The following is a 22,115-nucleotide window of genomic DNA, read 5'->3' as shown; positions in this document are numbered from 1 at the left end:
CCCGCGGGACGTCAGGCGCCGAGGCCGCCGACGCAGATGTACTTCACCTCGAGGTAATCCTCGATGCCGAGCCGGCCGCCCTCGCGGCCCAGGCCCGACTCCTTCACGCCGCCGAAGGGCGCTACCTCGGTGGTGATGATGCCCTCGTTGACGCCGACCATGCCGTATTCCAGCGCCTCGGAGACCCGGAACATCCGGCCGAGATCGCGGGTGTAGAAGTAGCAGGCGAGGCCGTATTCGGTGTCGTTGGCCATGTGGATCGCCTCGGCCTCGTCCTTGAAGCGGAAGAGGGGGGCGAGCGGCCCGAACGTCTCCTCGCGGGCGACATCCATGGCAGGCGTCGCGTTCACGACGACGGTCGGCTCGAAGAACTGGCCGCCCAGGGCGTGGCGGTGGCCGCCCGCGATGACCTTGCCGCCCTTGTCGAGGGCGTCGCGGATATGGGCCTCGGTCTTCTCCACGGCGGCCATGTCGATGAGTGGACCCTGGGCCACGCCCTCGTGCGTGCCGTCGCCGACCTTCAGCTTGTTCGCCGCCTCGGCCAGCTTCTCGGCGAAGGCGTCGTAGATGCCGTCCTGCACGAGGAAGCGGTTCGTGCAGATGCAGGTTTGGCCGGAGTTGCGGAACTTCGCGAGCATGGCGCCCGCCACCGCGCGGTCGAGGTCGGCGTCGTCGAACACGATGAAGGGCGCGTTGCCGCCCAGTTCCATCGAGACCTTCTTCACCGTGCTGGCAGCCTGCTGCAGCAGCACCTTGCCCACCTCGGTGGAGCCGGTGAACGTCACCTTCTTCACCAGCGGGTTGCCGGTCAGCTCGCCGCCGATGGCGCGGGCCGGGCCGGTGAGGATCGAGACCAGCCCGTCCGGGATGCCGGCCATCTGGCAGAGCTTGCCCCAGGCAAGGCCCGAGAGGGACGTCTGCGAGGCGGGCTTGATGACGATGGGGCAGCCGGCCGCGAGCGCCGGGGCGAGCTTGCGGGCGATCATCGAGGAGGGGAAGTTCCACGGGGTGATCGCCGCCACCACGCCGATCGGCTCCTTGGTGACGAGGATCTTCCGGTCCGCCCAGGGGGAGGGGACGGTCTCGCCGTAGACGCGGCGGGCTTCCTCGGCGAACCACAGGACGTAGGCGGCCGACATGCCGACCTCGCCCCGCGCCTCGGTGAGGGACTTGCCCTGCTCGGCGGTGAGGATCTGCGCCAGATCCTCCTGGTTCTCGGTGATCACGGCGGCGAGCCTGCGCAGGAGCACGGCGCGCTCGTTGGCGGTCTTGGCCCGCCAGGCCGGATAGGCGGCGTGCGCGGCCTGGATGGCGCGCTTCGTCTCCTCGGCGCCGGCATTCGGCACCCGCGCGATGACCGCGCCGGTGGCCGGGTTGGTGACGTCGATCCGGCCCGCGCCGGATTTCGACCATTCCCCGCCGATCAGGCAGGCTTCCACGAGAAGCTCGGGGTTCTTCAGCGTTAACCGATCACCGGTCTCAGGCATCCAACGGTTCCTTGGGCGGCGACGGCTCGGTCTGGGCGCGCGGGGGCACGCTGCGAGCCGTGCTGCGGGCCTGAGCCTCCGCGCGCGTCTCGAACACGTGGGGCGCAAGATCCCGCGATTGCAGGGAGGCGCCGAGCTTGAGCCGCATGAAGGCACTCGTCGTGTACCGCGAGGCCGTGGCGTAGTAGCGGCTTTCCAGATAGGCGATCATCGAGAAGTAGGCTTCGGCCACGGCGGGATCAAGCTCGAAGCCGTCGTAGTTGGCGATCAAGTGGACACGCTTGCCGATCTGTTGGCAGGTCCGCTCGAATTCCCGCCGCACGAGGTCGACATCCTCCACCGTGCGGACCTGGAAGCCCTCGTAATTGGCGAAGAGTGTATTCCGCTCGGCATCGTAGGACATGCGCTCCGACAGGCTCATGCCCAGCAGCCACTGTTCCAGGCCCATCGCCTCGTCCCGGAACAGGCGCGGATCCATCGGCGCGGGGTCGCGCACGATGGGCGTGAAGTCCATGTGAGCGAGGATGTCCCGGTCGATGTCGATGCCCGGCGCCACCTCCACCAGTTCCACGCCCTCGGTGGTGCGGCGGAAGACGCAGCGCTCGGTCACGTAGAGCACCGGCTGGCCGCGCTCGGCCGCGTAGGCGCCGGAGAACGTCACCTGCTCCACGGCGCGCACGAACTTCCTGGATTTGCCCTCCTTCAGGATGCGCAGCGTCCCGTCCGTGAGGCTGATGTCGAGGCCCCCCGCCGTGAAGCTCCCGGCGAAGACGAGGCGCTTGGCGTTCTGCGAGATGTTGATGAAGCCGCCGGCCCCGGCGAGCTTGGTGCCGAAGCGGCTGACGTTGACGTTGCCCTCTTCGTCCGCCTCCGCGAGGCCGAGGCAGGCGAGGTCGAGGCCGCCACCGTCGTAGAAGTCGAATTGCTGGTTCTGGTGGAGCACGGCGGCCGGGTTCAGCGCCGCGCCGAAATCGAGCCCGCCCTGGGGCAGGCCGCCGATCACGCCGGGCTCGGCGGTGAGTGTCAGGTATTTCAGCACCCGCTCTTCCGCCGCCACCTTGGCGACGCCCTCCGGCACGCCGATGCCGAGATTCACGACGCCGCCCATCGGCAATTCGAAGGCGCAGCGCCGTGCGATCACCTTGCGGATGTCGAGGGGCAGGGTGCCGATCCGGTCGAGCGGCACCCGCTGGCGGCCGGTGAAAGCGTGGTTGTAGGGCGTCGCGTAGGTCTGGTGGTGGTTCTCGGGCTTCGAGAGCACCACGCAATCCACCAGCACGCCCGGCACCGTCACCTCGCGCGGGGCCAGCGATCCGTTCTCGGCGATGCGCTCCACCTGCGCGATGACGAAGCCGCCGGAATTCTTCGCGGCCATGGCGGCGGCGAGGTTGTCGAGCGTCAGCGCCTCGCGCTCCATGGTGACGTTGCCGGCCGGGTCGGCGGTGGTGCCGCGAATGAGCGCGACGTTCACCGGGAAGGTCCGGTAATGCAGCCACGGCTCGCCGTGCAGGTCGATCAGGCTGACGAGGTCTTCCAAAGTCCGGTCGTTGAGCTTGCCGCCGCCCTTGCGCGGATCCACGAAGGTGTGGAGCCCCACCTTGGTGATGTGGCCGGCGGTCTTGGCGGCGATGTCCCGGTAGAGGTGCGAGACCACGCCCAGCGGCAGGTTGTAAGCCTCGATCGTGCCCTCGATCGCCATGGCGCCGAGCTTCGGCACGAGGGACCAGTGCCCCCCGACGACGCGGCGGATCAGGCCCGGCATGGCGAGGCGGTTGAGGCCGCGATCCTTGCCGTCGCCGGGGGCGGCGGCAAACATCAGGCCGAGGTCGCGGGGGCCCTTGCCCTCGGTGAAGCGCCGGGCGAGCGCCAGGATGAGTTCGTCGGGCGTGCCGATGCCGACGAAGCCGGAGACGGCGACCATGTCGCCGTCCTGCACGATGGCCACGGCCTCGTCGGCGGTGACGATCTTGTTCTTGAGGCCGGTGGGGAGGCGTTGTCCGTCAGCCACGGGCGGCGATCCAATCCGCGATGCCCGAACCCAGGAGCTTCTGCGCCTTGCCGCCGACGAACACGCCGACATGCCCGCCGGGCAGGCCGAGTTCGGTGTAATCCTCGGTGCCGATCTTGCCGCGCAGGGCCTGCGAGGTCGCGGGCGGGATGATGTGATCGTCCTGCGCGAACACGTTGAGCACCGGGCAGGTGATGTTCTTCAGCTCCACCTTGCGCCCACCGAGTTCGAAGTCGCTCTTCACCAGCTTGTTGTCCTGGTAGAGGTCCTTCAGCCATTGCTTGGCCGCCTCGCCGGGATGGTCCGGCCGGTCGGAGATCCATTTCTCCATGCGCAGGAAGTTCAGGAACTTCTTGCGATCATCGAGGGCTTCGAGCAAATCGAGATTGTACTTCGTCATGGTGCGCATGGGCGTCATCATGGAGAAGACCGAGCCCATGAACTCCCCCGGTAGGGAGCCCTGCGCGGCGATCAACTGGTCGATGTCCTCGGCCGAGAGCGACCGCACCCAGATATTGATGAAGCCGTGGCCCTTGCGGTTCTCCACGGTGTCGGCGTGGAAATCGACCGGCGTGATCGTCAGCACCATGGCGTTGACGGTCTCGGGGTAGAGCGCCGCGTAGCAAGTGGTAAAGACACCGCCCTCGCAGATGCCGAGGAGGTTCACCTTTTCGCGGTTCGTCGTGTCGTTGATGAAGGCGACACACTCCGCGAGGTAGCCATCGACGTAATCGTCGATGGTGACGAAACGGTCGGCCCGGCCGGGATTGCCCCAATCGACCACGTAGAGGTCGAGACCGAGGTTCAGCAGGTTGCGGACGAGCGAGCGGTCCTCCTGCAGGTCGGCCATCGTGTAGCGGCCGATCAGCCCGTAGACGATCAGGATGGGGGGCAGGCCCCGGCTCTCCGTGAGCGGCCGGTAGCGGTAGAGGCTGACCTTGTCCTGGCTCCAGACGAGATCCTTCGGGGTCGTGGCGATGCGCACGTCCTCGTCGCGGACGCTGGCGAAGAGCTTGGCGCCCTCGGCCATCTTGCGTCCGAGGGCGCCGACCTCCGCCATCATCTCGGCGGGGGTGAGGTCGAGGGGCGTGGCGGCCGGCAAGCCGTGCCCGCTGTCTGTGGTCTCAGCCATGGCTTTCCTCCCGTGTCGCCCCGGCCTTCGCGCGCTTCGTGGCGGCGCGCTTGTCCTTCTTCAGGGAGCGGACCTCCCGGCGAAGCTCGGTGAGGCTGCGGTGGACGTCGTCCAGTTCCGCGCGGCTCGGCTGGCCGTAGAGGTCGCTCATGAAGCCGGCCACGTCCTGCTGCGCGAGGCGCAACTCGGTGGCCGCCTTGAGTACGTCCCGCTGGGAGGCGAGGAAGGCGTCCGAGCGCTGCACGTCGAGGAGCACGCCGTTCGCGGTCTCGATCCAGTGCTGCATCATGTCCCGGCCGGTCGGGTAGGTCTCGCCCCGCGCGGCGCGGGCATTGGCCTCGCGGGCGAAGGTGCCGGCGGCCCGCGTCCAGGCGTCGAGCATCACCGCCTGATGCTTGCCCTGCGCCTGCCGCAGGGCGGCGAAGGCCGTGAACAGGGCGGCGAAGCGCTTCTCGGATTGCCACAGGTCGGCGAGTTGCGGCCCCTCGGACATCCGGTTGAGGGTCGCGCTGAAATCGCTGGTGCCGCCGAGCCAGGCCTGGGGGTCGAAGATCCGCGCGAGAACGGCGCCCGCCGTGGGGTCGCTGGTCGCGGCCACGCCCTGGAGCGAGGCGGCCAGCGTCTGCGACAGGGAGGTCGCCGCCGCCCAGGCTTGGGTGAGGGAGGTCTGCGCCTCCGCGAACTGGCCGAGGTCGGGGGCCGGCGGGAAGGCGCCGAAGCCCGCCGCGTTGTTGCCCATGCCGGGGGGCGTGAGGAAGCCCATCCCCGTGCGGGCCCAGAACTCGCCCATCGCCTTGAACGCGTCGAACTGGTCCATCCCGGCGTGTCCCCCGTCCGTTGCTTATTTCGCTCTCGACCTTTGAGACTAACCGAGAAGCCCTTCGTTCCCATCCGTCTCCTCATCCTGAGGTGCTGCGAAGCAGCCTCGAAGGAGGCATCCAGATGTCGCTGCGATCCCTGGAGCCCTCCTTCGAGGCCCGGCAAGCCGGGCACCTCAGGATGAGGTCTAGTGGAGGGAAAACGGGCTTCTCGATCGAGTCCCGGAATGATTCGGAGGATGGGATGCGTGGCCCATCCTCCGTCATGGGCGTCAGGCCGCCGGGCGGACCTCGCCGAGCGCCCCGGCGTAGATCGCGTAGGCGTCGTCGTAGGTGACCTCGCGCGGGTTGTTCACGAGGAGGCGGGTCTGCTTCATGGCGTCCGTCGCCATGCGCTCCAGATCGCCCTCCTTGACGCCGACTTCGCTCAGCGAGGCCGGCACCTTGCAATCGTGGCAGATCGCCTGGAGGCATTCCACGAAGCGGGCGGCGGCTTCGGCCTCCGGCAGGTCGGCGGCGGCGGGGTCGAGGATCGGCGCCAGTTCCGCGTAGAGCCCCTGCGCGTGGCTGAGGTTGAAGCGCATCACGCCCATCAGGACCAGCGCGTTCGAGAGCCCGTGCGGCACGTGGAAGATCGCCCCTACCGGATAGGCGAGCGCATGGACGGCGGCGACCGGCGCGTTCGCGAAGGCCATGCCGGCCAGCATCGAGCCGAGCAGCATCCCGGAGCGCGCCTCAACGTTCTTGCCGTCCGAGCAGGCGGTGCGGATGTTGGCCGAGAGCAGCGCCAGCGCCTGCTTGGCGAGCTGGTCCGAGATCGGGTTCTTCTTGTTCTTGCTGGTGAAGGCCTCGATGGCGTGCACCATCGCGTCGATACCGGTGGCGGCGGTGACGTGGGCGGGCAGGCCCAGCGTCAGCTCCGGGTCGAGCACCGCCCAATCGGGCAGGAGCTTCGGGGCCACGACGCCCTTCTTCTCGGTGGTCGGCGTGGTGACGATGGAGATCGGCGTCACTTCCGAGCCTGTGCCGGCGGTGGTCGGCGCGAGGATCAGCGGCAGGCGATCACCCTTGGCGAGGCCGACGCCGTAGATGTCCTCCAGCTTGTCGTCCGACTTGGCGAGGTAGGCGACGAGCTTGGCCGTATCGAGCGCCGAGCCGCCGCCGATGGAGAGCACGAGGTCCGTGCCGAGGTCCCGCGCGCGGGCGGCGGCGGCCTCGATCACCGACGAGGGCGGATCGGCCACGACATCCTCGTAGACGTCGATGGCGATGCCCGCCTTGGCCAGGGCCTCCTCGGCGGAGCGGGTGAGGCCCGCCGCCCGGACGCCCTTGTCGGTGACGAGCATGACGCGCTTGGCGCCGTAGCTCGCCACGATGTCGGGGAGCTTCTTCGAGGCGCCGGCCTCGAACAGGACGTTCGGCGTGGTCTGGAAGGTGAACGGGTTCATGGGCTTTCCGTTTCGCTCTCAGTTCTCTCGCTCACTTGCCAAGCCCACCCTCGTCTTTGCGAGCGGAGCGAAGCAATCCAGGGATCCGCCACGTCCTGAGAAGGCCCGCTGCCCTGGATTGCTTCACTCCGCTCGCAATGACGGAGGAGGCGCGATCCAGGGCGGCTTTCCCGTTAGTTCGCCTGCTCGAAGGGCTTCACCTTCGCGCGCAGCTCCTCGACCAGCACGCGGGTGTTCTCCGAGTAGTCGATCGGCACGGCCACGAGGTGGACGCCGCCCGCGTTGAACGCCTTGTCGAGGGTCGGCACGAGGTCCTGCACCGCCTCGATGCGGTGGCCCGTGGCACCGTAGGATTCAGCGTATTTCACGAAGTCCGGGTTGCGGAACGTCATGCCGTAATCCTTGAAATGATCCACCGCCTGCTTCCAGCGGATCATCCCGTAGGCCGAATCGTCCAGCACCAGCACCACGAGGTTGAGGCCGAGGCGCACCGCGGTCTCCATCTCCTGGCTGTTCATCATGAAGCCGCCGTCGCCGCACACCGCCATCACGCGGCTGCCGGGGTTCAGCATCGCCGCCATCATCGCGGAGGGCAGGCCCGCGCCCATCGTGGCCAGCGCGTTGTCGAGGAGCAGCGTGTTGGCGACGTAGGTGCGGTAGTTCCGGGCGAACCAGATCTTGTACATCCCGTTGTCGAGACACACGATTCCGTCCTCGGGGATCACCTGGCGCACGTCGTGGACGAGGCGCTGCGGCGTCACCGGGAAGCGGTCCTCGGTGGCGCGATCGGAGATGTGGCTGAGGATGTGCTCGCGCAGGTGCAGGAGCGCGCCCGCGTTGGGGAGCTTGCCCTCCAGCTCGTCGGCGAGCAGCTTCAGGGTCGGCCCGAGATCGCCCACCACCTCCGCGTCGGGGTAGTACACCTCCTCCACGTTGGCCGGCATGTAGCCGATATGGACCACCTTCTGGTCCTTCTGGCCCATGAAGAAGGGCGGCTTCTCGATCGTGTCGTGGCCGATGGCGATGATCACGTCCGCCCGGTCGATGGCCTCGTGGACGTAGTCGCGCTCGGAGAGGGCGGCCGTGCCCATGTAGAGCTGCGTGCCGCCCGCGACGGTGCCCTTGCCCATCTGCGTGGTGAAGAACGGGATCTGCGTCCGGTGGACGAATCCGCCGAGCTCGCCCGTGGCGCGGGGCCGGCTCGCGGCGGCGCCGAGCATGATGAGCGGGCGCTTGGCCTGGAGGATCAGCTCGGCCGCGCGGGCGATGGCCTTCGGGTGAGCGACCGGGATGTCGATCGGGTGCGAGGGCACGAGGCTGGCCTCGGCCTGCTCGGAGGCGATGTCCTCCGGCAGTTCGAGCAGGACCGGGCCGGGCCGCTCCTCCATGGCGACGCGGAAGGCGTCGCGCACGATGGTCGGGATCGAGGAGGCCGAGACGATCTGCCGGGCCATCTTGGTGATCGGCTTCATCGAGCTGATCACGTCCACGATCTGGAACTTGGCCTGCCGCGAGGACAGGATGCCCTTCTGGCCGGTGATGATGATCATCGGCATGGCGCCGAGATGGGCGTAGGCCGCGCCGGTGGAGAAGTTGAGCGCCCCCGGGCCGAGGGTCGAGAGGCACACGCCGGGACGGCCGGTGAGGCGCCCATGGGTCGCGGCCATGAAGGCGGCGGCCTGCTCGTGCCGGGTCAGCACCAGCTGGATCTTCGAGGTGCGCAGCGATTCCACCACGTCGAGGTTTTCCTCGCCGGGAATGCCGAAGATGCGGTCGACGCCCTCGTTCTCCAGGGCTGCGACGAGGAGGTCTGATCCTTTGGGCATCGTATCTTCCGCTGAGGTGACGAGGGGGCGGAACGGGTGCGTTCGGCTGAAGCGCGGCACCGCCCGTCGCCACGGCGGCCCGCTCACGGGTCCGTTCGGGACGATGCTGTTCGTCCCTTCTTGCCCGGTTAGAGGATTCCCGCACCCACCCGGTCAAGGCCAGGACCCGCCGACAAGTCACAGATAGCGCCGGTTCTCATTCCACTGCTGTCGTATTCTCTCCCGAGAGCTGCACAAGCAGGTTCCGAAGCCAGCGATGAGCGGGATCCTTGTCGTATGAGGCATGCCAGAGCATCGACACCGAAACCTCGTCGAGGGCGACCGGCACGGGGCTGACGCTGAGCCCGAGCGATCCGGCGAAGGAGGTGGCGAGTCGCGCATGCATCGTCGCGAGGAGGGGGGCCGCCCGCACCAGGGAGGGCACCACCAGGAAGCGCGGCGTCGTCACGGCGAGCACCCGTGAGCGCCCGATCAGCGCGAGCGCATCGTCCACCACGCCGTGCGCGGTCTCGCGCAGGGAGGTCAGGACATGGGGGAAGCGCAGGTAATCGTCGAGGCCGATCGGAGCGCGGAGCCCGACGAGATCGGCGTTGAACAGCACCACGTAGCTGTCGCGGTAGAGCTGGCGCTGCTTGTGGTGCACCTGTCCTTTCGTGAACAGGCCGAGGGCGAGGTCGACCCGGTCGGCGTCGAGTTCGTCGAGGATGCGTACCGCCTCCACCGAGCGCAGCAGCAGCCGGATGCCGGGCGCATGGGCGCGCAGATGCGCCACGAGGCGCGGCCCCAGCAGGATTTCGAGACTGTCCGGCAGGCTGACGATGAAGGTCCGCTCGACGGTCGCCGGATCGAACTGCTCCTCGCGGTGGACCAGGGCCTGCACGCCGCGCAGCACGCCGCGCAGGGGTTCGGCCAGGGCGATGGCGCGGGGCGTCGGGCGCATCCCGTCCGGCGCGCGGGTCAGCAACTCGTCATCGAAGAGCCGACGCAGGCGGGCGAGGCTGGCGCTCATGGCCGATTGACCGATGCCGATCCGGGCGGCGGCCCGCGTGACGCTGCGTTCCTGCAACAGCGCGTCGAGGGCCACCAGCAGGTTGAGGTCGATGCGCGCGAGATCGACGTGGTCGATCGCCATCAGCGGGCCGCCCAGTTCCGGCCGGTGCTCTGCATCAGCGGACCCCGCGCTCGCCGGGCCGGTCCGCCGCCGGCGGCTTGTAGTCGGCGGCGGGTTCGGCCCGCTGAAGGGCCACCTGCGCGGCGTGGAACCACCAGAGCGGCAGATCGCGGTTCGACCCCACGAGGTCCGAGATCCAGCCCTCCTTCGGCATCATGTCGGCGCGGTCGGCGAACAGCTTCAGCGCGCCCTCGACGCGTTCCCGCTGGGCCCGCTCGCGGATCGCCTCGCGCTCGGCCGCCGCCTGGGCGTCGCCCGCCGCCACGAGGCGCTGGGTGGCGAGGTCGTCGGCATCGAAGGCGAATTGCTGCCAGAAGGATTCCGCCTCGCGGGCGACGTCCCGCTCCCGTTCCAGGGTCTTCAGCGCGGCCTCGGCCTCGGCGCGGGCGGCATCCGCGTTGCGGGCGCGCTCCAGCATCCGGTTATTGGCTTCGAGCAATTCGCGCTCCCGCTCCGCCGCGATCCGCTGGCGGCGCAGGACGCGCAGCTCCTCCTCCATCTCGCCGCGCAACTGGTCGCTGCGCTCCAGACCCGCGATGAAGTCCTTCAGCGGCCCGTCGAGCAGGGCCTCGGCGCGGGCGCGATAACGCTCGCGCAGGCCCGGATGCTCGCCGTCAATCCGGTCTCCGTCCCAGACCGGCGCGCCGGCGAGGCCGCTCCCGTCATGCTCGTAAAGACAAAGGGCGATGGCCTCGCACAGGGGCGACAGACCGGCAGCGGGCGTACTCATGACTCGACTCGCTTGGCTCCGCCGATGGCAACGCCGGTCCCGCGCCATCGATGCAGGATTCTCTCCCCGATGAGGATGCCCTCGCCCGCCTCACGCGGGAAGGGGCTCGCTGGGTTCCGTGTGGTCGAAAAGACGGGGCGCGGGGATCTCGTCACGGGCGCCCAGGCGCGCGATCAGCCGGTCGGCCACCCGCAGGGCGTTGGCGATGATCGTCAGCGTCGGGTTCACCGCCCCGATCGACGGGAAGAAGCTTGCATCCGTCACGTACAGGTTGTCGAGCCCATGAGCCTTGCAGTCCCGGTCGAGGACGGAGGTCGCCGGATCGGTGCCGAAGCGCAGCGTCCCGGCCTGGTGGGCGGTGCCGCCGATAGGCACGTCCTTGCCGAGATAGAGCGAGCGGTCGAACAGGTGCGGGTGGATGTGGGTCTTGTCGCACAGCTCCTGCAGTTTGCGGCGCAGGCGCTTGTGCGCCTCCGCGTTGGTCTCGGTGAGGTCGAGGTGGACCTTGCCGCCCTTGTAGAAAATGCGGTTCTCCGCCTTCGGGATGTCCTCCGAGGTCAGCCAGAAATCGACGGAGTGCTGGGCGATCCAGTCGAACGGCTTCTCGGGAAACCATTGCAGGAAGCCCGGCAGGCCCTCTCCGTGGACCTGCGCCCCGTCCGACTTGCCGACCATCTGGATATGGCCGAGGGGGAAATCCCAATTGTCCTTCGGATCGGGGTCGCCGAAATAGAAGTCGTTGACGCCGAGCGTCTTCTGGAAGCGCGTCGGGTTGGGGATCTTCGAGATCGCCAGCACCGTCGAGTTGTTGTGGCGCATGTAGTTGCGCCCGACCTGCCCCGAGGCGTTGGCGAGCCCGTCCGGATGCTTGTCCGTCGCCGAGCGCAGCATCAGCAGCGCGGAGGAGAGGGCGCCGCAGGCCACGACCACGAGGTCGGCGCTGGCCGCGAAGGGCTGGCCGTCGCGGGTGCCCTCGATGCCGGTGACGCTGTGGCCCGCCGCGTCGGTGACGAGGCGCTCGACATAGGTCCGCGTCGAGAGGGTGAGGTTCGGGCAATCGCGCAGCGCCGGATCGACGCACATCACCTGCGCGTCGGATTTGCCGTTGGTGGGGCAGGGGAAGCCGTCGAACGACTCGCACTTCACGCAGGGCGAGGTCGAGAGCGGCTGGCCGTCGCGCTCCTGGAGGCGCACCCCCACCGGCAGGTGGAACGGGTGATGGCCCTCGCGCTTCAGATCCTCGGAGAGTTGCTCGATGCGCGGCTCGTGGGTGACAGGCGGATGCGCGTAGGGCTTCCTGGCCCACGGCTCGGTCGGGTCCTCGCCGCGCAAGCCATGGACGTGGAACAGCTCCTCGGCCGCCTGATAATACGGCTCGAGTTCGTCGTAGCCGACCGGCCATCCGGGCGAGAGCCCGTCCTGATGGCGGATCTCGCCGAAATCCTTCTCGCGCAGGCGAAACAGGATCGAGCCGTAGAACTTCGAGTTGCCGCCGACATAATAGTGCAGGCCGGGATGAAAGCTCTTCCCGTCCGAGGAATACCACGTCTCCTTGGCCTGATAGTACCCATCGACGATCACCGCCTGGCTGTCCCAGTTGCGCGGCTCCCGGCGCAGGTAATCCCCGCGCTCCACCAGCAGGATGCGCTTGCCGGTCTGGGCGAGGCGCCAAGCCATCGTTCCCCCGCCGGGGCCGGAGCCGATGATGATGACGTCGTAGCGTTCGCCTGGCATCCACGTCTCCGTTGGATCGGTTGCGCGCAGCCAACGCCCAAGGCGCCGCTCGGATCGGGCACCGCGTTCAAATTCACGCGTGGCGTGTGTCCACAGCAACCAGTGGTTAAGTGCTTTTCCTGACGTCACCTTCAGGTTCGTTTGCGAACGTCACCGCTCGACCCGGCGCGGAGACGTTCATGCCGTTCACCGAACTTGTCCTGGCTGCCATCCTGCTCGCGCTGGCGGGCGGCATCGCGATGGTGTCCCGAGCCCGCCGCCGGAAGGTGACGGACAGCGAGGAAGAGAACCTGCACGACCGCGTCTGGCGGGCGAGCGAGGGCGAGGAACGCTACCGCACCCTCGTGGCGGCGACCACCGACCTCGTGGTGCAGCGGGACGTGAGCGGACGCATCACCTACGCCGACGAGGGCTATGCGCGGCTGTTCGACCGCGAGCCGGCCGATCTGCTCGGCGAGTCGATCGAGCCGCATGTGCTCGATGGGGAAACGGTCTCCGTGCGCGCCGACGGGCTGCGCCGGATCGAGACCCGCATCGTCGCCGCCGATGGTCGCGAGCGCTGGTTCGACGTGGTGGAGGTGCCGGTCGCGGACGGCGACGGGCCGATGCAATGGATGCGCGCGGGCCGCGACATCACCGAGCGCGTCGAGGCGGTGAAGGCCCTCGACGCCGCCCTGGCGCGGGCCGAGAGCGCCAGCGTGGCGAAATCCCGCTTCCTGGCGACGGTCAGCCACGAGATGCGCACGCCGCTCAACGGCATCATCGGCATGACCGACCTGCTGATCGGCACGGGCCTCGACCCTGAACAGACGACCTATGTCGAGGCGGTGCGGGCGAGCGGAAAGGCGCTGCTCGGACTGATCGACGGCATCCTCGATTTCTCGCGGATCGAAGCCGGACGCATCGACCTCGCCGCCGAACCCTTCGACGCGGCCGCCGTGGCCGAGGGCGTGGTGGAGCTTCTGGCGCCCCGCGCCCAGGACAAGGGGCTGGAAATCGCCCTCGACGTCGCCGCCGAGGTGCCGGCCTCGCTGATCGGCGATGCCGACCGCTTCCGCCAGATCCTGCTCAACCTCGCGGGCAACGCCATCAAGTTCACCGAGCGCGGCGGCGTCGGCGTCGCCCTGTCCTTCGGCCGCGAGGGAGTGGTCGTCTCCGTCACCGATACCGGACCCGGCATCGCCGAGGAGCGTCTGCCGCGCCTGTTCGAGGAATTCGAGCAGGGCGACGACAAGGCCGCCAACCGCCACGAGGGCACGGGGCTCGGCCTCGCCATCACCCGACGCCTCGCCACCCGGATGGGCGGGCGGGTCGATGCGCAGTCGCGCGTCGGCGCGGGCTCGACGTTCCGCGCGGTGCTGCCGCTTCCGGCCGCTCCCGTCGAGGGCGAAGGCACGGCCGAGGCGCCGCGCCTCGCCGGCCGCCGCTGCCTGATCGTGGCCGATTCACCGTTCCAGGCGCCGTATCTCGCCAGCGCGCTCGCCCGCCATGGCGGTGCGGCCGTGATCGTGCGTGGGCTGGAGGAAGGGCTCGATGCTCTCTCGGCGGTGGCGTTCGACGCGGTGATCGCGGATCGGGCGCTCGGCGACGCGGCGGTGCGGCGGATCGCCGAGGCTGCCCGAAGCTGCGGCGTTCGCCGACGGCTCGTGCTGCTCTCGCCCTTCGACCGCCGGGATTTCGGCGCCCCGGCGGCGGCCGGGTTCGACGGCTACCTGATCAAGCCGGTGCGGGCACGCTCGCTGGTGGAGCAGCTCGCCGCGACCCCGACCGTCACCGCCCCGCTGCGTCCGGCACCCCAGCCCGTGCCCGCCTCCGCGAGCCTGCGGGTGCTGCTCGCCGAGGACAACCCGATCAACACGCTCCTCGCCACCCGCGCCCTGGAACGCCTCGGCTGCCACGTCGTCCATGCCCCGGATGGAGCCGACGCGGTGGAGCGCTACCGGGATTCCGGGCCGTTCGACCTCGCCCTCATCGACATCCGCATGCCCCGGCTCGACGGGCACGAGGTCGCCCGGCAGATCCGCGCGGCCGAGGCCGCCCAGGGCGACCGCCTGCGGCTCATCGCGCTCACGGCCAATGCCAGCCGAGAGGACGAGATCAAGGCTCATGCGGCCGGGTTCGACGGGTTCCTCGCCAAGCCCCTCGACCTCAAGGCCCTGCCGGAGCTTCTCGCCCCGCTTCAGCGCAAGGCGGCGTGAGGGCGGCTCACGCGTCGTCCGACAGGGGGTGGCGCGGCTCCGGCTGCGCCTCCTCCTCGTCCTCCTCGACGGGGATCGCGTAGCGCTCGTTGAACCAGCGGCCGAGGTCGGCGTCGGCGCAGCGCTGCGAGCAGAACGGCGTGAATTCCGGCACCGCCGGCTTGCGGCAGATCGGGCAGCGCGCGCCGCTCATGCCGCCGCCCCCCAGCCCGCGCGGACGGGATAGCCCTCGCCGTCGAGAAGGCTCATCGTCTCGTAGAGCGGCAGCCCGACCACGGCGCTGTAGGAGCCCACGAGCTTCACGACGAAGGCGCCCGCGATACCCTGGATGGCGTAGCCGCCGGCCTTGCCGCGCCACTCGCCGGAATCGAGGTAGCCCTGGATGTCGCGGCCGGACAGGCGCTTGAAGCGCACCCGCGTCTCGATCACCCTCTCGCGCCGTCCCTTCGGGGAGAGCAGGCACACCGCCGTATAGACCCGGTGCTGCCGCCCCGAGAGCAAGCGCAGGCAATCGGCCGCCTCGTCCGGCAATTCGGCCTTGGGCAGAACCCGCCGCCCGACGGCGACCACGGTGTCGGCGGCGAGGAGCCAGGTCTGGGTGGCGTCCTGCGAGCCGTGGAGGGCGGCTTCCGCCGCCGCGAGCTTCGAGCGCGCGAGACGGCGGGCGAGATCGCGCGGCGGCTCGGACTTGCGCGGCGTCTCGTCGATGTCGGCGGGCAGCAGCGCGTCCGGCTCGATCCCGATCTGCTGCAGCAGCGCGAGGCGGCGCGGCGAGGCCGAGGCGAGGACGAGGCGGGTCGCGCGCGCCGGGGCGCCGACGGTGTCGGGGGAGGCGTCCATGTTGCTCCGGTCCGGCCGGCCCCCGCCATGGCAATGCCGGGCCGGCCCTTTGCTGCGCGCTTGATAGGGGAAGGCGTCCATCTTGTGAACCACGCGGATGTGAAGCCGCTTCAACTCTCCCGAACCGCGCGAATGCCTGATGTTAACGGGATGTTAACCATGAACGACAACAATCCCGAATACTGTAGCGGGTTCGAAGCCGATGCCGAACGTAGATCCCCGAATTCTCCGCCCGGTCTTGACCAACACGACAGGTGTCGCGAGCGCCATGAACGACTTGCGCCAGAAGGCCGGCAACACCGCCGAGATGTGGCGCCTGCTGACCGAGCGGTTCGTGGTCGATCTCGACGCGGTCGCGATGGTGCTGCCCACAGCGGAGCCCGAGACCCGGTGGCTTCCGGCGCGTGGCTGAGACCGATCGACTGAAATCAGTCGTAAGGAGCGGCTGGCACGGCCCGTGCTTAGCCGTTCGATAGTGGAGGGAATGTCCAGGCAACAAGAACGCGGTCGCTCGCACGCCGGAGCATTCCGCGGACCTTTCGATCACTCGAACACGAGGTCCGTCATGCCCGAATTGTTAGCCGTTGCCCTGGTCTGTGCCGGGACGTTGATCGCGCAGGATTGCTCGCGCGACACCGCCCTCGATGTCATCGTCTCCCCCGCGCAATCGCCTATGGAGTGCCTGATGCACGCCCAGGCCATGGCGGCCCAGGCCGGGCTGCCGGGCGGCGGCGACCGCTACCTGAAGGTCGCCTGCGAGCATCGCCGGAGCGACCGGGCCGTCATTGCGCGGCAAGCATCCTGACAGGCTCCTGGGCGCGAGATCAGCATTCGCGCCTTTTCGGCTATCGCGGCACAGCCCGTTTCTATACGGCAAGGCCATCAGCGACCGACCGGAGCGCGCGATGTTTCCCAAGCCTGAATCGGGCCTCAAGCCCAACAGCTTCACCTTCGAGCAGCTTCCTCTGGTGAAGCCGACAGGCTTCCGGGAATACGATGCGCGCTGGCTCTATCCCGGCGAGATCAACCTGATGGGCGTGCAGGCCCTCGGCCTCGGCATCGGCACGCTGGTGCACGAACTAGGGGTGCGGCCGGACATCGTCACCGGCCACGATTTCCGCAGCTATTCCTCGGCGATCAAGCTCGCGCTGATCGCGGGGATGCAGGCGGCGGGCCTGCGCGTGAAGGATATCGGCCTCGCCCTGTCGCCCATGGCCTATTTCGGCCAGTTCGCCCTCGATTGCCCCTGCGTGGCGATGGTCACCGCCTCGCACAACGACAACGGCTGGACCGGCGTGAAGATGGGCGCCAACCGCCCGATGACCTTCGGCCCCGACGAGATGGGCCGGCTGAAGGAGATCGTGCTCGGCGGCACCTACCAGTATCGCGACGGCGGCTCCTATGAGTTCGTCGAGGGCTTCGCCGAGACCTACCTGAAGGACCTGAAGTCCCGCGCCAAGCCGATCTCGCGCAAGCTGAAGGTCGTGGCCGCCTGCGGCAACGGCACGGCCGGGGCCTTCGCCCCGCGCCTGCTGGAGGCGCTCGGCGTCGAGGTCGTGCCCCTCGACGTCGAGCCCGACTACACCTTCCCCCGCTACAACCCGAACCCCGAGGACATGGCGATGCTCCATGCCATCGCGGCCAAGGTGAAGGAGACCGGCGCCGATGTCGGCCTCGGCTTCGACGGCGATGGCGACCGCTGCGGCGTGGTCGACAACGAGGGCGAGGAGATCTTCGCCGACAAGATCGGCGTGATGCTCGCCCGCGACCTCGGCAAGCTGCACCCCGGCGCGACCTTCGTGGTCGATGTGAAGTCCACCGGCCTCTACAACACCGATCCCGAGTTGCAGAAGGTGGCGGTGAAGACCGACTACTGGAAGACCGGCCATTCCTACATCAAGCGCCGGGTGAACGAACTCGGCGCCCTGGCGGGCTTCGAGAAATCCGGCCACTTCTTCTTCAACGAGCCGATCGGGCGCGGCTACGACGACGGGTTGCTCACCGCCATCGCCGTCATCGAGATGCTCGATCGCAACCCCGACAGGTCCATGGCCGACCTCTACCGCGCCCTGCCCAAGACCTGGGGTTCGCCCACCATGTCGCCCCATTGCGACGACGAGGTGAAGTACGGGGTGGTCGAGAAGGTAACGGAGCGCTTCCGCTCAATGCTGGGGACGGGCGAGCCCATCGCGGGGTCCAGGATCGTCGATCTCGTCACCGTCAACGGCGTGCGCATCACCACCGAGGACGGCACCTGGGGGCTGGTGCGCGCCTCGTCCAACAAGCCCGAACTGGTCGTGGTGATCGAGAGCCCGGCCTCCGAGGCGCGGCTCCACGCCATGTTCAAGGCGGTCGACTCGGTTCTGCGGGAAAGCCCGGAAGTCGGGCCTTATAATCAGACGATCTGATGATCTTTTCAGCGTGAAGTTGCAGTTTCCTGCCGATCTGACGGGCAGGTCGGCGGGAAACACGTGGAGTACGCATTAAAATTGGTGCATCGTTGCCACAGGTGAACCGTTTCGGGAGGAGACTCTCCTAAGGGGGAGTTGCCGGGCAGGCGGTCGAGGCACATCGTTGGAGGGTCATGCTGATGCATTTGCCCGTAAGGCCTGCGCCTCCGCCTTCCCATCTCTTCGCCCGCGTGCCGGGCCGCGCACCTGCGAGCTCCCGACCGATGCTGTACGATGCGTTCGATCTGCAAAGCGATTTCGCCGAGCAGATGAGGGGCTGGGGCCGGCTCCTCGATTCCGCCTGGACCCCGTGGGCGATGTGGGGCGAGCCGATCAACTGGATGTCGGCGGGCGCGCGCATGATGATGCGCTCCGGCCTGACCTTCGCCCGGCCCGCCTACGGCATCGAGAGCGTGATGGTCGGCAACCGCGAGGTGGCGGTCGCGGAGGAGAAGGTCGAGGTCACGCCCTTCGGCACGCTGCTGCGCTTCCGCAAGGACATCGTGACCGAGCAGCCGAAGGTGCTCGTGGTGGCGCCGCTCTCGGGTCATTTCGCGACGCTGCTCCGCGCCACCGTGCGGACCATGCTGCCGGACCACGACGTCTACATCACCGACTGGCACAATGCCCGCGACGTGCCCCTGGCGGACGGGGTGTTCGGCTTCGACGATTACGTCGCCCATCTCGTCGGCTTCCTGCGGACGATGGGCGAGGGGTCACACATCGTCGCCGTCTGCCAGCCGGCGGTGCAGGCGCTGGCCGCCGCCGCCGTGATGGCCCAGACCAAGGACCCCGCCGCGCCGCGCAGCATGACGCTGATGGCCGGACCGGTGGATTGCCGGGTGAACCCCACGGGGGTGAACGAACTCGCCACCTCGAAGCCCATAGAGTGGTTCGAGCGCAACCTGATCGCCACCGTGCCCTCGCGGCACAAGGGGGCGGGGCGGAAGGTCTATCCCGGCTTCGTGCAGGTCTCAGCCTTCATGTCGATGAACGCCAAGCGGCACGTCCAGGGCCATGCCGACCTGTTCTGGCACTTCGCCAACGGCGAGGTCGACAAGGCGACGGCCATCGAATCCTTCTACGACGAGTATTTCGCCGTCCTCGACCTCGCGGCGGATTTCTACCTGGAGACGGTCAAGACCGTGTTCCAGGACTACACGCTGGCCAAGAACGAGCTGACGTGGCGTGGCGAGGCCATCGACATGCGCGCCGTGCGCAAGACGGCGCTGATGACGGTGGAGGGCGAGCGCGACGACATCTGCGCCGTGGGCCAGACCATGGCGGCGCACGACCTGTGCTCCAGCCTGCCGCCCAACATGCGCACCCACCATCTCCAGGCGGGCGTCGGCCATTACGGCGTCTTCGCCGGGCGGAAATGGGAGAACCAGATCTACCCGCAGGTGCGCAACTTCATCCAGTCGCACGCCTGAACCCCGTCCTTCGTCATTGCGAGCGGAGCGAAGCAATCCAGGGAAGCGCCGCGTCCGGCCAACGGCCCTCCGCCCCTGGATTGCTTCGCTGTCGCTCGCAATGACGGGATCGCGGATCGTCCGAGCCCGCAGCGCCGATTTGACCCGGCGTCGGGCCGGGGCCACCATGCTAGCCTGGGATTGTGGGCGCCGCGGCGCCGGGGCGGAACGGCGGATCGGGCAGAGTGACAAGCAGCCGAGGCGGTGACGGGGCAGGCGGCCAGCGGACGAAGTCCGGCGAGGCCGCGCGGCTCGATCGCCTCGTCGCCCAGGCCAAGGCCGTCGTCCTGTGGGAAGCCGCGTGGCCGATCCTGTGGCGCAGCCTCGCCCTCATCCTCGCCTTCCTCGCCCTGTCCTGGGCCGGGCTGTGGCTTGATCTCTCGCCGTCCTGGCGGAAGATCGGCCTTGGCCTCTTCGCCCTGGCCTTCGTCGCCACGCTGATCCCCCTCGTCCGCCTGCCGCGTCCCGGCCGCAGCGCCGCGCTCGCCCGCCTCGACCGGGAGGCCGCCGGCCGCGATCCGATCTTCGCCCACGGCCCCGCCTCGGCGGCGGAGGACGTACTCGCCGTCGGCATGGGCGACGCGGGCAGCCGCGCCCTGTGGGACTTGCACCGGGCGCGGGCCGCGCGGGCGGTGGCCGCCCTCCGGGTCGGCCGTCCGAAGCCGGGCATGGTGCGGCGCGACCCCTACGCGCTCCGCGCCGGGCTGATCGTGGCCGCCGTCGCCGCCCTGTTCGTCGCGGGGCCGGAATGGCGCCAGCGCCTCGGCGCCGCCTTCGATTGGACCGCCCCGCCGGCCCCCGGCCCGAATTTCCGCGTCGATGCCTGGATCGACCCGCCGCTCTACACGCGGATGCCGCCGCTGCTGATCTCCATCGGCGCGGGCGACCAGCATTTGCGGGCGCCCGTGAACTCGCAACTCATCGTCCGCATCGCGGGCGAGGGGCAGGGCGCGCACACGAACCTCACCCCCGCGCGTGGCCTTGTCTCCGTGCCGGGGCAGGCCCCGCGCCCGGACCTGCGCGAGGAGCGCTTCCGCGTCACCGGCGCCGCCGACCTGACGCTCGCCACCCCCGCCGGCACGCAGCGCCTGACCATCGACGCGATCCCCGACAACGCCCCCGAGGTCACGCTCGTGGGCGGGCCGGAGGTGAACGGGCGCGGCACGTTCAACCTGACCTACCGCGCCAAGGACGATTACGGCATCGCCTCCGCCGAGGGGCTGGTGCAGCCGCTGAAGCCGGGCCGCTCCCTGGTGCCGCCGCCGCACATCGCCCTGGCGCTGCCCTCCGATCCGAGCGGGCAGGCGGACACGAAGTCCCTGGTGGACCTGACCGACAACCCATGGGCCGGCGCGCGGGTGCGCTTCCACATCGTCGTGAAGGACGAGGCCGGGCAGGAAGGCACCACCCCCGTCAGCGAGATGACCCTGCCGGGCCGCCCATTCCGCGATCCCCTCGCGCGCGCCCTCGCCGAGGAGCGGCGGCGCCTCGTCACCGAGCCCGACAGCGGCCGTCCGCGCGTGCAGGCGGGACTCGACGCCTTGCTCATCGCACCGAACCTGTTCACCCCGCAGCCGGCGATCTTCCTCGGCCTGCGCACGGCGACCAACCGCCTGCGCCGGGCGAAGACCGATGCCGATCTGACGGATGTCGCCGACCTCCTTTGGGAGATGGCCCTCAAGATCGAGGACGGCGACCTGTCCGACGCCGAGAAGCAGTTGCGGCAGGCCCAGGACCGCCTGAAGGAGGCCATCGACCGGAACGCACCGGACGACGAGATCAATCGCCTGACGCAGGACCTGAAGCAGGCCCTCGACAAGTTCCTCAACGAGATGGCTCAGAAGCAGGGTCGTGATCCGAACCAGCAGAGCCAGCAGCAGCGCGGCGATCAGAAGAACGCGAAGTCGGTCACGCCGGACGATCTCAACAAGATGATCCAGGACATGGCCGACGCGATGAAGCGCGGTGACACCGCCGAGGCGCAGCGGCTGATGGACCAGCTGCGCAACATCCTGGAAAACCTCCAGACGGCGCAGAAGGGCCAGCAGGGCAACGAGGCCGCCAAGCAGATGCAGAAGCAGATGCGCGACCTCGACCAGATGACCCGCGACCAGCAGGAGCTGCGCGACGAGACGTTCAAGGATGGTCAGCAGCCGCGCAGCGGTCAGCAGCGCCCCTCGAACCGGGGCGAGCAGCAGCAGGGCCAGCGCGGCGGCCAGCAGCAACAAGGCCAGCAGCAGGGGCAACAGGGGCAGCAGGGCCAACAGGGCGGGAAGAAGCAGCAGGGCCAGCAGGGCGGCAGCCCCGGCGACCGGCAGGAGGCGCTGCGTCAGCGGCTTCAGGACCTCGAACAGCGCATGAAGGAGAACGGCATGCGCGGCGAGCAGGGTCTCGCCGATGCCGAGGAGGCCATGCGCGACGCCGAGCAGGCCCTGAAGGACGGCCAGGAGGGCGATGCCGTCGATGCCCAGGGCCGCGCCCTCGACGGGCTCCAGCGCGGGGCCGAGGGCATGGCGCAGCAGATGCAGGAGATGGCGCAAGCCCAGGGCGAAGGCCAGCAGGGCGAGGGCCAGCAGCCGGGTCAGGAGGGCCAGGCCGGCGCCCGCGACGACGACCCGCTCGGCCGCCCGACGCGCGGCAAGGAGATGAGCGACGGTCGCGTCCGCGTGCCGACCGCCGATGAGTCGGCCGTCCAGCGCGCCCGCCGGATCATGGAAGAGCTGCGCCGCAAGCTCGGCGACCCGAGCCGGCCGCAGGAGGAGCTGGACTACTTCGAGCGGCTGCTGCGCCGGAACTGAGCG

General features: G+C 69.1%; 17 protein-coding genes. 6 read left to right on the top strand and 11 right to left on the bottom strand.

Features of this window, described 5'->3' with window-relative positions; all coding sequences use genetic code 11:
• Positions 1 to 11: 11 nt before the first annotated feature.
• From ACS5Q7_RS06205 to ACS5Q7_RS06165, 9 genes are all read right to left on the bottom strand, one after another.
• Positions 12 to 1,487: an NAD-dependent succinate-semialdehyde dehydrogenase gene (locus ACS5Q7_RS06205; protein WP_478338533.1), complete on the bottom strand. Its 1,476-nt coding sequence runs from the start codon at positions 1,485 to 1,487 to the stop codon at positions 12 to 14.
• The gene (locus ACS5Q7_RS06200; RefSeq protein ID WP_478338564.1) at positions 1,480 to 3,408 is read right to left on the bottom strand and encodes an acyl CoA:acetate/3-ketoacid CoA transferase; all 1,929 of its coding nucleotides are present in this window, start codon (positions 3,406 to 3,408) and stop codon (positions 1,480 to 1,482) included. The genes ACS5Q7_RS06205 and ACS5Q7_RS06200 overlap by 8 nt, the downstream gene beginning before the upstream one ends.
• 79 nt (positions 3,409 to 3,487) lie before the next feature.
• On the bottom strand, positions 3,488 to 4,558 hold the full coding sequence (gene phaC, locus ACS5Q7_RS06195) for a class III poly(R)-hydroxyalkanoic acid synthase subunit PhaC (protein WP_478338563.1): 1,071 nt from the start codon (positions 4,556 to 4,558) through the stop codon (positions 3,488 to 3,490).
• A 61-nt stretch (positions 4,559 to 4,619) separates the two neighbouring features.
• Positions 4,620 to 5,444: a poly(R)-hydroxyalkanoic acid synthase subunit PhaE gene (locus ACS5Q7_RS06190; protein WP_478338532.1), complete on the bottom strand. Its 825-nt coding sequence runs from the start codon at positions 5,442 to 5,444 to the stop codon at positions 4,620 to 4,622.
• A 273-nt stretch (positions 5,445 to 5,717) separates the two neighbouring features.
• Positions 5,718 to 6,893, bottom strand: coding sequence for an iron-containing alcohol dehydrogenase (locus ACS5Q7_RS06185; protein WP_478338531.1), 1,176 nt, complete (start codon positions 6,891 to 6,893; stop codon positions 5,718 to 5,720).
• A gap of 173 nt (positions 6,894 to 7,066) precedes the next feature.
• The gene (locus ACS5Q7_RS06180) at positions 7,067 to 8,719 is read right to left on the bottom strand and encodes an acetolactate synthase large subunit (protein WP_478338530.1); all 1,653 of its coding nucleotides are present in this window, start codon (positions 8,717 to 8,719) and stop codon (positions 7,067 to 7,069) included.
• Positions 8,720 to 8,915: 196 nt separating this feature from the next.
• Positions 8,916 to 9,851 (bottom strand): LysR family transcriptional regulator, encoded by a 936-nt coding sequence (locus tag ACS5Q7_RS06175; protein WP_478338529.1) that lies wholly within the window; start codon positions 9,849 to 9,851, stop codon positions 8,916 to 8,918.
• Positions 9,852 to 9,885: 34 nt separating this feature from the next.
• Positions 9,886 to 10,620: a hypothetical protein gene (locus tag ACS5Q7_RS06170; protein ID WP_478338528.1), complete on the bottom strand. Its 735-nt coding sequence runs from the start codon at positions 10,618 to 10,620 to the stop codon at positions 9,886 to 9,888.
• Positions 10,621 to 10,710: 90 nt separating this feature from the next.
• Positions 10,711 to 12,354: an FAD-dependent oxidoreductase gene (locus ACS5Q7_RS06165; RefSeq protein ID WP_478338527.1), complete on the bottom strand. Its 1,644-nt coding sequence runs from the start codon at positions 12,352 to 12,354 to the stop codon at positions 10,711 to 10,713.
• A gap of 179 nt (positions 12,355 to 12,533) precedes the next feature.
• Here ACS5Q7_RS06165 and ACS5Q7_RS06160 point away from each other — a divergent pair, with 179 nt between their 5' ends.
• Positions 12,534 to 14,552, top strand: coding sequence for an ATP-binding protein (locus ACS5Q7_RS06160; protein WP_478338526.1), 2,019 nt, complete (start codon positions 12,534 to 12,536; stop codon positions 14,550 to 14,552).
• 7 nt (positions 14,553 to 14,559) lie between these two features.
• Here ACS5Q7_RS06160 and ACS5Q7_RS06155 read toward each other — a convergent pair whose 3' ends face one another.
• Both ACS5Q7_RS06155 and ACS5Q7_RS06150 read right to left on the bottom strand, forming a co-directional pair.
• Positions 14,560 to 14,745, bottom strand: a complete 186-nt coding sequence (locus ACS5Q7_RS06155) for a DNA gyrase inhibitor YacG (protein ID WP_478338525.1) — start codon at positions 14,743 to 14,745, stop codon at positions 14,560 to 14,562.
• Positions 14,742 to 15,392, bottom strand: a complete 651-nt coding sequence (locus tag ACS5Q7_RS06150; RefSeq protein ID WP_478338524.1) for a Maf-like protein — start codon at positions 15,390 to 15,392, stop codon at positions 14,742 to 14,744. The genes ACS5Q7_RS06155 and ACS5Q7_RS06150 overlap by 4 nt, the downstream gene beginning before the upstream one ends.
• 268 nt (positions 15,393 to 15,660) lie before the next feature.
• On the opposite strand from ACS5Q7_RS06150, the gene ACS5Q7_RS06145 reads away from it, so the two are divergent.
• From ACS5Q7_RS06145 to ACS5Q7_RS06125, 5 genes are all read left to right on the top strand, one after another.
• Complete coding sequence (locus ACS5Q7_RS06145; RefSeq protein WP_478338523.1) at positions 15,661 to 15,804, top strand: hypothetical protein; 144 nt, start codon at positions 15,661 to 15,663, stop codon at positions 15,802 to 15,804.
• A 153-nt stretch (positions 15,805 to 15,957) separates the two neighbouring features.
• Positions 15,958 to 16,197: a hypothetical protein gene (locus tag ACS5Q7_RS06140; RefSeq protein ID WP_478338522.1), complete on the top strand. Its 240-nt coding sequence runs from the start codon at positions 15,958 to 15,960 to the stop codon at positions 16,195 to 16,197.
• A gap of 100 nt (positions 16,198 to 16,297) precedes the next feature.
• Positions 16,298 to 17,800 carry a phosphomannomutase/phosphoglucomutase gene (locus ACS5Q7_RS06135; protein ID WP_478338521.1) on the top strand — a complete coding sequence of 501 codons (1,503 nt, stop codon included), beginning with the start codon at positions 16,298 to 16,300 and terminating at the stop codon, positions 17,798 to 17,800.
• 266 nt (positions 17,801 to 18,066) lie between these two features.
• Positions 18,067 to 19,275 carry a polyhydroxyalkanoate depolymerase gene (locus tag ACS5Q7_RS06130; RefSeq protein WP_478338520.1) on the top strand — a complete coding sequence of 403 codons (1,209 nt, stop codon included), beginning with the start codon at positions 18,067 to 18,069 and terminating at the stop codon, positions 19,273 to 19,275.
• A gap of 224 nt (positions 19,276 to 19,499) precedes the next feature.
• Positions 19,500 to 22,112, top strand: coding sequence for a TIGR02302 family protein (locus ACS5Q7_RS06125; RefSeq protein ID WP_478338519.1), 2,613 nt, complete (start codon positions 19,500 to 19,502; stop codon positions 22,110 to 22,112).
• Positions 22,113 to 22,115: the final 3 nt, after the last annotated feature.

Source organism: Methylobacterium sp. Gmos3, from assembly GCF_056430985.1.
Note: the sequence above shows the minus strand (reverse complement) of the source record. Positions and strands in the feature narration are given on the sequence as shown.